The organism is Photobacterium swingsii (genome assembly GCF_024346715.1).
Taxonomy (GTDB): domain Bacteria; phylum Pseudomonadota; class Gammaproteobacteria; order Enterobacterales; family Vibrionaceae; genus Photobacterium; species Photobacterium swingsii.
This window is the reverse complement of sequence record NZ_AP024853.1, coordinates 1,038,576-1,052,312: the sequence shown is the minus strand read 5'-3', so window position 1 is coordinate 1,052,312 and position 13,737 is coordinate 1,038,576. Positions and strand designations below refer to the sequence as shown.

Annotated in this window: 12 protein-coding genes; 9 read left to right on the top strand and 3 right to left on the bottom strand. The window is 44.5% G+C overall.

What is annotated here, in order from left to right:
* Nucleotides 1-94 precede the first annotated feature (94 nt).
* Nucleotides 95-904, bottom strand: a complete 810-nt coding sequence (gene yidA / locus OCU77_RS22025; RefSeq protein WP_048897658.1) for a sugar-phosphatase — start codon at nt 902-904, stop codon at nt 95-97.
* Between the two features lie 293 nt (nt 905-1,197).
* Here yidA and OCU77_RS22020 point away from each other — a divergent pair, with 293 nt between their 5' ends.
* The 4 genes from OCU77_RS22020 (at nt 1,198) to OCU77_RS22005 (ending at nt 6,933) form a co-directional block, all read left to right on the top strand.
* On the top strand, nt 1,198-1,998 hold the full coding sequence (locus tag OCU77_RS22020) for a TetR/AcrR family transcriptional regulator (protein ID WP_107302588.1): 801 nt from the start codon (nt 1,198-1,200) through the stop codon (nt 1,996-1,998).
* 461 nt (nt 1,999-2,459) lie between these two features.
* Nucleotides 2,460-4,787 carry an efflux RND transporter permease subunit gene (locus tag OCU77_RS22015; protein WP_239685831.1) on the top strand — a complete coding sequence of 776 codons (2,328 nt, stop codon included), beginning with the start codon at nt 2,460-2,462 and terminating at the stop codon, nt 4,785-4,787.
* A gap of 79 nt (nt 4,788-4,866) precedes the next feature.
* The gene (locus OCU77_RS22010; protein WP_048897659.1) at nt 4,867-5,649 is read left to right on the top strand and encodes an outer membrane lipoprotein-sorting protein; all 783 of its coding nucleotides are present in this window, start codon (nt 4,867-4,869) and stop codon (nt 5,647-5,649) included.
* A 132-nt stretch (nt 5,650-5,781) separates the two neighbouring features.
* Nucleotides 5,782-6,933, top strand: coding sequence for a hypothetical protein (locus OCU77_RS22005; protein ID WP_048897660.1), 1,152 nt, complete (start codon nt 5,782-5,784; stop codon nt 6,931-6,933).
* Between the two features lie 81 nt (nt 6,934-7,014).
* Here the strand turns inward: OCU77_RS22005 and OCU77_RS22000 are convergent, their stop codons facing one another.
* Nucleotides 7,015-8,022: a S66 family peptidase gene (locus OCU77_RS22000; RefSeq protein ID WP_204375147.1), complete on the bottom strand. Its 1,008-nt coding sequence runs from the start codon at nt 8,020-8,022 to the stop codon at nt 7,015-7,017.
* 224 nt (nt 8,023-8,246) lie between these two features.
* Here OCU77_RS22000 and OCU77_RS21995 point away from each other — a divergent pair, with 224 nt between their 5' ends.
* The 3 genes from OCU77_RS21995 to OCU77_RS21985 are packed head-to-tail and all read left to right on the top strand — an operon-like array spanning nt 8,247 to nt 10,306.
* Nucleotides 8,247-8,870 (top strand): HD domain-containing protein, encoded by a 624-nt coding sequence (locus OCU77_RS21995; RefSeq protein WP_048897510.1) that lies wholly within the window; start codon nt 8,247-8,249, stop codon nt 8,868-8,870.
* A 40-nt stretch (nt 8,871-8,910) separates the two neighbouring features.
* The gene (locus OCU77_RS21990; RefSeq protein ID WP_107302589.1) at nt 8,911-9,543 is read left to right on the top strand and encodes an ABC transporter ATP-binding protein; all 633 of its coding nucleotides are present in this window, start codon (nt 8,911-8,913) and stop codon (nt 9,541-9,543) included.
* Nucleotides 9,536-10,306 (top strand): ABC transporter permease, encoded by a 771-nt coding sequence (locus OCU77_RS21985; protein WP_107302590.1) that lies wholly within the window; start codon nt 9,536-9,538, stop codon nt 10,304-10,306. Before OCU77_RS21990 ends, OCU77_RS21985 begins: the two co-directional genes overlap by 8 nt.
* A gap of 179 nt (nt 10,307-10,485) precedes the next feature.
* Here OCU77_RS21985 and OCU77_RS21980 read toward each other — a convergent pair whose 3' ends face one another.
* A complete protein-coding gene (locus tag OCU77_RS21980) occupies nt 10,486-11,535 on the bottom strand; it encodes a trypsin-like serine protease (protein WP_048897511.1) in 1,050 nt (349 codons plus the stop codon).
* A 278-nt stretch (nt 11,536-11,813) separates the two neighbouring features.
* Here OCU77_RS21980 and OCU77_RS21975 point away from each other — a divergent pair, with 278 nt between their 5' ends.
* Complete coding sequence (locus OCU77_RS21975; protein WP_048897512.1) at nt 11,814-12,710, top strand: LysR substrate-binding domain-containing protein; 897 nt, start codon at nt 11,814-11,816, stop codon at nt 12,708-12,710.
* 135 nt (nt 12,711-12,845) lie between these two features.
* Complete coding sequence (locus tag OCU77_RS21970; RefSeq protein ID WP_048897513.1) at nt 12,846-13,730, top strand: carbohydrate ABC transporter permease; 885 nt, start codon at nt 12,846-12,848, stop codon at nt 13,728-13,730.
* The last annotated feature ends 7 nt before the right edge of the window (nt 13,731-13,737 follow it).

Sequence of the window (13,737 nt, the reverse complement as noted above, 5' to 3'; positions counted from 1 at the left end):
TGAGTGACTAAAGTCAGCGAGTCGCTAAGGGGAGAGCCGATTATTCAATATATTGGGAAAATAGGCATAGATATAAATATGCCTATTCCACGTATTAACGATTAAGAATAAAGGTTTCAATCACTTTAGCCACGCCATCATGGTTGTTGCTATCTGTGATGTGATCAGCGATCGCTTTAATATCGTCGGTCGCATTGGCCATAGCAACGCCTAAACCTGCGTATTCCAGCATGTGTTTATCATTGCCAGCATCGCCCATGCAAATCACTTCACTTGCATCAATGCCTAGGTGCTCGGCTAACATGCCAACACCTGCACCTTTGTTACTTTTCGGATTAAGAAACTCTAAAAAGAAAGGGGCGCTTTGCACGATAGTGTATTGTTCATGCAGCATCGAAGGCAGTTGCGCTATTGCGGCAGATAAACGGTCTGGTTCATCAATCATCATCACTTTCATGATGTCTTCATTGTTGTCCAGCTCTGCAAAATCAAGCTCAGTAATGGTAAGGCCATTTATCTTCGCTTCATGGCGAGTAAAATCGTTGTTTTCTGGTGTAATTAACCCAAAACGACGTGAAAAGGCATGTACGTGTACGCCTAAGTCTCGGCTAAGGCTAGCAATGTTTTTCGCATCGCTGCCTTTTAAGATCTGGCTGCGAATGACAGTTTGGCTTGCCACACGTTGAACCATAGAGGCATTGTAGCTCAGTACATAATCTTCATCGCTGGTCATGTTGAGATCACCGAGCGCTTTTGTCATGCCTTCTAATGGACGACCAGAAGCTAACACCACATGTACCCCCATGCTACGTGCTTTCGCGATAGCGTCTTGGGTTCTTGGCGAGATCTCCCCATTACTATTTAGGAGTGTGCCATCCATATCCAGTGCAACCAATTTATACATGTATGCTTTCCAACCGTAAAATTTTTGAGGCGCCATTCTAACGGAACTTTGTGATCAGCTCGATAGATTTTTAAGCGAAACGATGGGTCATTACACGATGCATTGACGCTGATCTATTTGATCTCCCATGATCGGCAATCCGCGATGCTTGAGTCATGACGAAAGGTCAATATTTTGCTGCTAGCCGATACAGAGGGTGATATTCTTTATATGCACGACTCGTATAGGGTTCGGGCAGGTGATTGTATAGTACGTGTTTGGTACGCATGAAATGGACGTTGAGTGAGGTTGCTATGTTTGGTGCTGTGGGCTGTAAAGGCGGGAAAAAAGTATTCTGTAAGTTAACAGAGAACCGTGCCACTGCATTGACTAAAAAGCAGCAAGCGATTGAAGATCGTGAGTATGAACTACTGGTGATTGCAAAAGCCTTGGTGGTGAAAGAGGGCTTTGCGAGCCTCACCATGGATAAGATTGCAGCGGCAAGTCCGTACTCCAAAGGGACGATTTACAACCACTTTTCTAGTAAAGAAGATGTTATTTCTGCATTGGGTAGCCAAGCATTATTGCATGAGATCTCTTTGTTTCTTCGTGCACAAAGTTACCAAGGTTCTAGCCGTGAAAAAGTGGTCGCTATGCATGTGGCTTATCATCTTTTTGCCCGTATAGAGCCTATTTTATCTATGTGTGTGCTGACGTCGAGAACGCCATGGGTGATAGAGAAAACCTCGCCTGAGCGCTTAGCATATATCAATGGTTTGGAAGAAGAGCTGGTGGCGATCACGGATGCTATTTTTGCGTCTGGCCTATCGAGCCATGATCTTACCTTACCAGAAGGGATGACGACCGACAGCATTATCTTTGCAAATTGGTCGATGGCATTTGGCTCAAACGCCTTGATCAACAATGCCGCTAATAGCAGTTGTGTCGCACGCATCTTACAGTCGCAATCTATTTTGATGAACATTAACATTATGCTTGATGGGATGGGGTGGTTGCCGCTCTCTACTGAGCATGATTATCTGAAAGTATGGCAACATATTGAAGAAACCGTTTTTAGCGATGAAGTTGATTATATTGCATCGTTAAATCTATAAGGCTTTGTTTTTAATTATTTCTATTTTATTTTTTGTTGTTTCTGATGGCATGACTTTACGCGCTTGATGCTCATGTTTTTTAATCATTACAAGTGTTTCGCCTCTCTCTTTTCCATGCTGCTTTCGCCACTGTTCCGTTATTATTGTCCAAAATGTTATTAGCGTTTACTGACAAGAAAGTGCTTGATGCGAACAAAAAAACAACTATCATGACGAAAGGTCAACTTTGACGATTGGTCACAAACATGCAGCGCATGTTTTTTAAGGTTTACTTTTTGACGAATCGTCAATTTAGCCTCTGAGCGTGATTTTTCGGAGGTTAAGATCGAACTACTGCCACCTTAGTCGGTGACAGTTCATATGTGCTAAGGAAGTACTAACCAGCCTAAGCTCACAGCGTGGGTAGATGTGTTGGTTTTTAAAGCGCTATTTTTTGACGAATCGTCACAATGGAGAGAGTGATGAAAGTTAATTTTTTAAAATGGCCAATAGAACACCCTAAATGGGTATTAGTGAGCGTATTGCTGGCCGTAATCCTCACAACATTGGGTATGAAAAACCTTCATTTTAGAGGTGATTACGCTATCTTTTTTGATGGTGCTAACCCGCAACTTCAAGCTTTTAATGAAATAGAAGCAACCTTCAATAAAACGGATAACCTGTCGATAGTGATCGCCCCGCAATCGGGTGCCATTTTTACTTATCGTCACCTCAGCTTGATTCAACAGCTTACCGATGCAGCATGGCAAATTCCGTTTTCAAGCCGTGTTGATTCAATCGCGAATTACCAACATACCTCTGCCGTCGATGATGACATGCTAGTGGAAGATCTCCTGTTCGCAGATCACCCTCTAACGCCGACACGTATTGCTGCTGTTAAGGCGATTGCGATTAACGAACCACGATTGCGGAACAGCTTGATATCTGAAAATGGGGATGTGGCTGTTGTAAATATTACGATGCAGCTACCTGCTGGCGATAAAACCGAGAATATCGCGGTGATCAGTGAATACACTGAAAACTTATTGATGGAATATCGCGCACATTACCCAGAAGTGGATTTTCACACAGCGGGTGTGATTGCGCTTAATTCCTCGTTTACTCAGGCAGCTCAACAAGACAGTAGTACTTTAGTGCCCTTGATGTTTCTAGTGATATTAGTGGTGCTAAGTGTACTTATTCGATCTGTGGTTGGTGTGTTAGCCACATTGATTGTGATTGTCGCAACGATTACAGCCACATTGGGTTTCGCAGGCTGGATAGGGATGTTTTTAAGTGTAGCAACCGCGAATGTTCCGACCTTGGTGATGACCTTGGCCGTCGCTGATTGTGTGCATGTTATTGCGACCTTTCGTCAAACCTTGCAGCAGCAGGGTGTCAGTAAACTTGATGCCGTTATTCATAGCATGAAACTGAATTATAAAGCCTTACTAGTGACATCCGTGACAACCTCTATTGGCTTTTTAATGATGAATGCCTCTGACTCGCCGGTGTTGCGTGATATGGGTAATTTAGCTGCGGTAGGGGTAATGGTAGCGTTTGTATTATCTATCACATTATTGCCTGCGCTCTTGGTGCTATTACCGGCCAAAGTAAAGCAAGTTTCAGAACCACAACCGTCTCGCATTCTGCAAGGCTTGGCTGATTTTGTTATTCATCGCTATAAGATTATTTTGCCATCTTTTGCTGTGATCGCATTAGGCGCAGGAGTGTTGATTGGGCAAAACAAAATTAACGATGACTCGGTGAAATATTTCGATACCAGTAATGCGTTCCGCCAAGCCGCTGATTTCATGGAGCAAACCATCAGTGGTATGACGACCATAAGCATCGCGATAAAAACCAACCAATCTCAAGGAATTAGCGATCCGCAGTTAATTAATGTGCTCGGTGATTTCACACTCTGGTTACGCGAACAGCCTGAAACCGATCATGTGGCCAGTTTGTCCGATACTTATCGTCGCCTAAATATGAACATGCACGGTGACGATGCTGACTACTATCGTTTGCCGCAAGATCCTGAACTGGCTGCCCAATACTTGCTGCTGTATGAAATGTCATTGCCATATGGTCTTGATCTTAACAACGAAGTGAATATTGATAAGTCTTCTGTCAAAGTTCAGCTGACGATCGATAATTTAGGCAGTCAAGAGTTGGTTGAATTAGAACAACGAATTTACAACTGGTTCAGTCAGCACGCCCCACAGTATGACGTGGTTGCATCTAGCCCATCGCTAATGTTTGCCCATATAGGGGAAGTGAATATGGATAGTATGCTGAAGTCATTGCCGATCAGTTTATTGCTTATCTCGGGCCTGCTTATTTTCGCCTTACGCTCCTTGCGTCTTGGCATGATAAGCCTGCTCCCCAACTTGATCCCGGCTATTCTAGGTTTTGGCTGTTGGGCTCTGATTTCAGGTGAAATTAATCTTGGCTTGTCGGTCGTTATTTCTCTCACACTTGGCATTGTGGTGGATGACACAGTGCATTTTCTGAGTAAGTACCAATATGCTCGCCATCAAGGCCAGACGGCCGAACAAGCGATTCGCTACGCCTTCAATACTGTAGGACGCGCATTAGCCATTACCACCTTGGTACTGGTTGCTGGCTTTATGGTACTGGCTTCTTCTTCGTTCCGATTAAATGCGGATATGGGGCAGCTGAGCGCCATTATCATCATTTTCGCGCTGGTGGTTGATTTTCTATTACTGCCTGCGGCTCTGTTGTGGCTGGATCGCCGTGAGTTAAGCCCTAGCACCCAAGCCGCACCTGCGGTAATAACCTCATAGTTTGTTTTCAAGGAGAGAAAATAAGATGAATGTATCTATTAAAGCGAGAGCAGCATCTCGTCTATTTGCTAAACGTTTCATGATGTTATGCGTTGCTAGCACACTATCAACTTTTGCGGTCAATGCGATAGCTGCAGTGGACGCTAAATTAGATAAAGGGTTGGCTATCGCGAAAGAACGTAAGCTGCGAGATAGTGGTTGGCAAGATTCAAAAGCATCGCTCAGTATGGTGCTTAACAATGCACAAGGTGAAAGTAGCGATAGAAAGATCCGCATTAATACACTGGAGATAACAAACGATGGTGATAAAAGTTTAACTATTTTTGATGAACCACGAGATGTAAAAGGGACGGCTTTTTTAAGCTTTGCGCATGCTGCGAAACCCGATGATCAGTGGTTGTATCTGCCTGCGTTAAAGCGCGTCAAGCGGATTGCGTCACGCAATAAATCGGGGCCTTTTATGGGCAGCGAATTTGCCTATGAAGACTTGAGTTCGTTTGAAATCGAAAAATATCGCTTTAAATACTTAGGGGATGAGCAGCAACAAGGGCAGAGTAGCTATTTGATCGAGCAGATACCAACCGATCAATATTCGGGTTATACCAAGCAACTGGTGTGGCTTGATAAAGAGCACTACCGCCCGCTTAAAATGGAATTTTACGACCGAAAGAACACCTTATTAAAAACGCTAACTTTCAGTGATTACGCACAATATTTGGATCAATATTGGCGAGCCCACACCATGACAATGGTGAATCATCAAACAGGGAAAAGTACGACGTTAACCACGCATGATATCGCCTTTCAAGTTGGATTGAGCGATAGCGACTTTAGTCAATCTAGCTTGAAGCGTGCGCGTTAAGGAGGCGGTGTGAGGTCGTTGAAATTAGCGCGAAGCTTGGTGCTTAGATTGGCGCAGGGGCTTGGCAAGTGGTTTGATGTATCATCAAAGGCGAGGCGATGGCGCAGAGAAAGCGGTCTTGTTTTATTACTGATGATTACTGGTATTTCACCATCACACAGTATGGAGGTTCGAGGGCAAGTCGCCCTTGAACACCGCCAGTTTTTTGAACAAGGCAATACAGGACAGGCCCGTGAGCAAACATCGGTTACGTTAGAGCCTGAGTTTTATTGGGAGTGGCAGAGTGGTCAATCGAGTATTACCTTTACCCCGTTTGGACGTTGGGACAGCCTCGATGATAACCGCACTCATGCTGATATTCGGGAATTATCTTATTTGTATTTTGCCGATGAGTTTGAATTCAAAGTGGGTATCAGCAAAGTGTTCTGGGGAGTGACAGAGTCTCAGCATTTGGTGGATGTGATTAACCAAACCGATGGTGTCGAAAGTGTGGATGGTGAGACCAAGCTAGGTCAACCTATGATCCACTTAACATGGCTACAAGATTGGGGAACTGTTGAAGGTTTTGTCCTCCCTTATTTTCGAGAGCGGACCTTTGCCAGCTCGTCTGGGCGTTTAGGCATGCCACTACTCGATAGCGATAGTGCGCGCTATGAGTCATCCCACGCGCAGCGTCATATTGATATTGCACTTCGTTATTCGCACAGTATTGATATTTGGGATCTGGGCTTTAGCCTTTTTCAAGGCACAAACCGTGATCCGTACTTACAAGGTGAGAATCCGTCTGCAATTACGCCTGTATGGGTGCCGTATTATGCGCAAATGTCTCAGATAAGTACGGATATTCAAGGGATATTCGGTGATTGGGTGTGGAAATTAGAAGCTCTGTATCGTGATAGCTTGGATACTTCAACGGCCGTGACGGGGGGCTTCGAATATACCTTTATTGGCGTGTTAGACACCAGTTGGGATATCGGTGTACTAGCAGAATACCTGTATGACTCCCGTGGTAAATCAGCACCTGTTATCGGTCAAAATGATGGCTTTGTTGGTATGCGGTGGGTCGCAAATGATATGGCGGGCACTGAAGTATTGTTCGGGGTGACGCAAGACTTTGATTATAGCGATTCACGCACGGCTCGGGTTGAAGCGTCGAGTCGGATTGGTAATGCGTGGCGATGGAACGTTAACGCGTGGTGGTTTAACAGCGATGATCAGCAAGACCCACTCTATCTTTATCGGACAGAAAGCTTTGCAGAAGTTGCGCTGACCTATTACTACTGAACCTGCGATGGATAGTGCAATAAAACGACAGCACAAAGTGAGCGTGTAAGCTGACTTTGTGCGTCGTGAATGCCGTCAGTGCTATGAGCGCTTTGCTAGCCAAGGCTCAATGATGTCGACAGTACCGAGGTCAAAATTGAGCGTCACTGTCGCGCCTATTGGCATCGTCAGCATAGGATGAGTATGGCAACTGTCAAAGCCATTGACGATGGGCATAGGCTGACCATTTAATACTTCACGGTAAACATCGATAGGGCGGCGACCTGTTCCTAAATCTTTAAAAAGCTCGTGCTTGCCAAGAATAATGGCGCTAACGCGATCAAATACTCCTGAGATTTTCAATTGGGCAGTGGTACGTTCCAATGTGGCGATGTCTGAGAGCGAGTCTTCTACCAATAAAATATCACCTTGTTGAATATCCGGCATGTAATCGCTACCCCAAATGGCCATCATGGTATTTTGGTTGCCGCCTATTAAGCGGCCGCTATAGACGCCTTCGCCTTGAAACTCACATTCATTCACTTTTACAGGTTTAGTTTCTGTTTGTTCTTCCCAGTTAATAAAGGCATCACTCCAGTATTGCGGCTGGCTATAGCGATAGGGCAAGGGTTGGGGTTGAGTCAGTGCTAAAAATGAAGCAAAAGTGTCGTCAACTAATGGGGCGAGTTCACCAAATGACGCGACCAATGCTGGGCCGTAAAAAGTGATGATGCCTGTTCGCTGATATATCCCTAGCAATAAGGCCGTAACATCTGAATAGCCCATAATAATTTTTGGATCGGCTTTCAGGGCATCGTAATCAAGATAGGGTAGTAGCGAGTTACTGTTCATGCCACCTATGGTCGACATAATGCAGCGTACATCGGGATCGCGAATTAATGCGTTTAGTTCATCAGCCCGCTGTTGAATTGTCCCTGAACGGTAATGGTCGCTCTGACTTGTTAATGCGCCTGCTTTTAGTTTGTAGCCCTGTGATTCAAGGTATTGTTTAGCGCGTGCAAAGCGAGTTGGAGCAAAGTGGGTGGCAGGTGATGATGGCGAGAAAAAGCCAATGGTATCACCTTGTTTTAGTGGCTGCGGTAGTCGTATTTCCATATACACCTCAATGCGTTAATCACTGTCACGATTATATTTAGCCTAATAGATTTATGACCATATAGTTTTATATTCATGATGCCAATGGCAATTGAGAGAATAGAGCTAAATGTCACTTATGTTGCATATCTTTGTATGTATCATTCTGAGAATGAATGGAAAAATAGGGGGCGTAGGGTGTATTTGATACTATGCCCTTAAGGCTAAGGAGAACCTTTATGTTAGCAATAGAAAAACACTGTTTAGCGTTACTGGAAAGCAGTATTGCGACCGATGCCGCTCATGATAAAGCGCATATACTTCGCGTGGTCAAAACAGCAAAGCACTTGTGTAATATCGAGCAAGCGGACCCTAGTATTGTTATCCCTGCGGCATGGTTGCACGACTGTATTACCGTACCTAAAAATCACCCAGATAGATCGAAGAGCTCCGTCATGGCTGCCGATCATGCACTCACCTTGCTGGCGGAGTGGCAGTACCCTGAACAGTATTATTCGGCCATTCATCATGCCATTGCGACGCACAGCTTTAGTGCTAACATTCCCCCTGAAACATTAGAAGCGAAAATTGTACAAGATGCTGATCGTTTAGATGCTTTGGGCGCGATAGGGGTGAGTCGATGCTTACAAATTAGTGGCGTATTAGGATCGGCCTTGTACAACGATGATGATCCATTTTGTGAACAACGCACACCAAATGATAAGGTGTTTACGGTGGATCATTTTTATACCAAATTGTTCCGTATTGCCGAGACCTTACATACCCAAGCGGCAAAAGATGAAGCGCAACAGCGTGTGGCATTTATGCGTGACTACCTTATTCAGTTACAGCGTGAAATCTAACTAATTGACTTGAACATACAGACGGCATGAGTGGACAGGAATGGTAATTGATCAGCTAGATATTCAGCACCTCACATCGGGCTTTGAGTCTGTGCATGTAGCGCCGCTGCATCAAACATTATCGGCTTATGAACATTTGGCTATTTCAGGGCCATCGGGTTGCGGTAAAAGCAGTTTATTACAAATATTAGCGGGATTAGCACCGCCCAAGCAGGGCACGTTCAGCTGGCAAGGAAACCTTATTACCCCGCAGCGGTTACCTCAGTGGCGACGTGACATTTGTTATTTGCCACAGCAACCTGTCATGGGGGGAGAGACAGTATCGCAAGTTTTGTTACTGCCTTGGCGTTTGAACGCGATGCAATCGGCAATACCGAACGAAGCCGAATGCCAAGAGGCGCTTGAGCAACTTAGTTTGCATCATAGCCTTGATAAATCTGTGGCCGCATTATCGGGGGGTGAAAAGCAACGTTTAGGTTTTGCTCGGGCATTACTGATGAAAAGAGCCATCTGGTTATTGGATGAACCCACCTCAGCGTTAGACGCTCGAAGTCGTGATAAGGTTATCGAACTTTTAGCTGCAATTCAGGCTATTAAAATTTCAGTTTCACACGATCCTCATTGGTTAGCCTGTTGCGATTTTGTTCACCAAATGGAGAGCAGGGATGAATGATACGGTTGTGATCAGCTTGTGGGGGATGGCGGCTTTTTACCTGTTGTTACTCATACCGATCGCGTTGTTTGCGCGATGGCAGCTTGGGTTAACACGCAGTATTGTCACGGCTGTTTTGCGTATGACGCTGCAGTTGGCGGTAGTTGGTATTTACTTACAGACTTTGTTTGATTTCCAAAACCCGTTGCTTAACTTAACCTGGTTAACCATCATGGCGGGTGTGGCGGGCGTGAGTATATGCCAGCGCGCAGGGCTTTCTCTGAAAAGGGTACTTCCCGCTGTGCTAACAGGGCAAGCTGTTGCATTGATTGTGGTGTTGCCCATGCTTTTAGTTATGGCGATTCAACTCTCACCTTGGTGGCAGGCGCAGTATCTCATTCCTGTTGCGGGCATGTTGCTGGGTAATTGCTTGGCGGCCAATGTGCTTGCTCTAGAGCGTTGGCACAGCAGCTTGAAAAGCCGATTAAATGAATACCAGTATTACTTATCACTGGGGGCGCCTCAGCCGGCACAACCCTTCGTTAAAGAAGCGATAAAAACAGCATTAGCACCGCAGTTAGCATCAATGACGACCTTGGGCATTGTGAGTTTGCCGGGCATGATGACAGGCCAGATCCTTGGCGGGACTGAGCCATTATTAGCGGTGAAATACCAATTGGTGATCATGGTTGCGATATTTCTGGCCGCTGTTTTCTCTGTTGCCACCACCTTGGTATTAGTTAATAAGTATGCTTTTAATCGCTACGGTCAACTGGTCATCTAATATCCATTAACATGATGTTTAATAAGAAAATAAGCTGCTAAAGCATACGAGCAGCTTATTGTTAAGTTTAGATGGTATGATGATTGTCTTTGTCTGTATTTAGAGCTTTTAGATGACTGCTTGCAATAAGGACGAAGGGGTAGGCCATAACAAAGGGGACAGCCTATTTTCCGGATTTCTTAGTGGCGCTTACGTGCAAGTAAACCTAAAGAAAATAATGTGAATAAACCTAGAGAGCCACCACCACCACCGTTATCTGGGGTTGGTTTTGGATCTGGTTTTGGGTCTGGTTTTGGATCTGGTTTTGGATCTGGCTTAGGTGGTTCAGGTGGTTTTTTGTTGAGCAGTACATAAGCGTTAGTGGTGTTATCTAAAACTAACTTACCTTCATCACCATTGCTGGTTATGTCATACGTACAGGTAGCGTAAGGAGCAATGGCATTATTACCAACACAAGAGCCAGATGTAATTGTGGCGTCACCTTCTGTATAAGCTGTATCCGCAGTTGGGTTTACGTGCAGTGATTGAACTGTCACAGTATTAATACCTGCAACTGTTTTCAAGCGAGTAGGGTAATGCCAGTCATTGATAGTGGTCGTGATAAAATCCTTAGCACCATGAATGTACGAAGCACTGTAAACGCCAAGACCATGGTCGGCAGAAAATATAGCTGCAATGCGGTTTTGTGAGTCTGTCACCGCACTACCAGAATCACCACCTATCGGTTTGCCTTTTCCTGTAATATCCCGCAAAAATAGTAAATAGGGGTCATTGGGTACTGTAGGTTTATTAAATCCTTCAAGCTCGATTTGGCCTAACTCGCGCTTTCCTCCCCCAAACCCTTTAAGGCCAACAGTTGAGCCGTATGATGGTTTTTGTGGAGTAAGAATATTAATAGTATCGTAATCAACGCGTGATGATTGTTCCCACAGAGCAATATCAATACCGAGGGTATAACCGTTGGGAAAATCGTGAATAGCTTTTGTTTCAATGGCGTTATTTTTTTCTCGATATTTAGGGGAGAAGCCGACGGGGCGTTTTCCTTCCCACCCACAGTGAATTGCAGTTAAAACCCACTTACCCGCTATAAGCTCGCCTGTGCAGTTGGCTTCAACTTTAGAGTTCTCGGCTGACCAATCTAATACCGCACCTCCTTCTACCGCCAAAGCGCTAGAGGAAGCCGTAATTAGTGTTAATAGAATAGATGCCGCAATGGTGTTGTATTTCATGTGTTTGAGTCCTTTGTATCGTGAGTTAATTTCAACATATCACGGCTTCTAAAAATGCAACTTGTTTCTCAAACCCGTATTTTGTAATTAATAAACTAATTTTTACGGCAGTATTTCACTACGTAAAAGGGCATTTGTTTTTTGTTAAATTCATTAACTTCCATATTTATGGCGAGGTGTTTGTCGATTGTATGCATTGTCACCAACCTGACTTAATTTAGTCATCTCCTTGTCAACTTCCTGAATTACATTGCCCTTTTTTACGAGAGAGCAAAGGTATGCTGCCTCCACTTAAATCACTCGTCGCTTTTGAAGCGGTTGCTCGATTAGGATCGATTGGAGCGGCCGCGCGTGAACTGCATGTCACGCAAGCTGCGGTGAGCCTTCAGTTGAAAAGCCTCGAACAGTTTCTAGGGGCGACCTTGTGTCACAGAAGCCAGCGTGGCGTGACCTTAACCCATGAAGCCCAGCAATATTTACCTGTTGTGACAGGCACGCTCCAGCACCTGAAAGTACAAACTCAATTTTTGTTTGGGGAGCAACAAGCCGATGTGTTGCGGGTGAAGGTGAATCACTCTATTGGTCACAATTGGCTGCTGCCCAAGTTAACTGATTTTGCTCAGAAGCATCCTTTCATTCGCCTTGATCTTTCCTTGGTTGATTGGCCATCACAGTTGCCTTGTCAGGAAGCTGATGTGGAGATAACCAATGGTTTTACCGAATGCGGTAACACGCGTGCTGAGCGCTTATTTCAAGAAAACTGGTTAATGGTGTGTAGCCCTGAATTTAAACGAAAGCACATTGAAGAATTAGCGACCGCGCAGTTACAACACTTGCCCGCTATTCAAGTGAAAGGGTACGAAGAAAGCTGGATTCAGTGGCTTAATCATAATCAGTATGTGCTTCATCCCCCTTCGGTTCAGCTTGAAATAACCAACTCACTTCATGGCTTACAAGCTGCGAAATATGGTTTGGGTATTTTGCTTGTGCGCTCTTTTGTTGCCAAAGAATGGCTAGAAAGTGGTGATGTCGTTATTGCTGTGGAAGGGGCGATGCCATCGGAATCGGCACATTACCTAATAACCAATAAACAGCGGACGGCAAAAGTGAATTTCTTTTGTGATTGGCTGCATCAGCAATATAGCGAGCTCACACCACCTGTATGTCAGCGATAGCTTTTCTTAGGTTAGATGACAAGGGCCATAAGTTTTTCTTGGGGCTGTGTTTGGAAAAAGTGATGTGTATGCAAATACCGCTGTCACAGACTGAATATAAGCTGATCCTGTCTTGAATAATAAGTGACAACAACAATGAACCTGAATCTACAAAAGTGGCAAAACAGCAGCAAAGTTCTGTTTTTTATTGCTCCTTTAATGATCCCATTAATTACATTTTGGTTAGTACCTTTTGGCTGGAGTGTTTATATCAGCTTTACTGACTGGGATTATATTTCGCCTGATTATTATTTTGTTGGATTGGAAAATTACCAGTACATGCTTGAAGACGGTGATTTCATTCAAGCGATGCAAAATACTTTTATATTTGCGCTCGGTGTTGTTATTCCCACTGTCATGATCGGCTTAGTCTTTGCGTTATTACTTCATAACAATTTCAAAGGCAGTCAATTTTATCGTGCGGTTATCTTCTCGCCTTGGATTACCCCAACGGTTGCGATTTCTATTGTTTGGTCTTGGGTATTTGAATCCAAATCGGGTCTGGTGAATTTACTGCTCGATAAAGTCGGTATTGCCCCTATTCCATGGCTAGAAAGTGGTGATACCGCGATGTTTGCAGTAATGGTCGTGACTGTGTGGCAAGCGGTGAGCTGGACCATGCTGTTTTATATCAGTGCGCTCAATAAAATCCCTACCTCTTTGTATGAAGCGTCATTAATTGATGGCTGTAGTCCATGGACACGTTTTTACAAAATCACCTTACCACTGATATCACCGACCACTTTTTTCTTGGTGATCGTCAATATGATCACCGCGATTCAAGCGTTTGATCAGTTCCAAATATTAACTCAAGGCGGCCCAAGTGGCAGTACGCGTACTCTGTTGTATCTCTTTTATCAGCAGGCATTTGAGCAATACGACATGGGCCCTGCAGCGGCAACTTCTCTCATTATCTTACTGATCACAGGTGCATTAACCATTGCCAATACTGTGATGGGTAAACGCTGGGTGTATTACTAAGGATTAA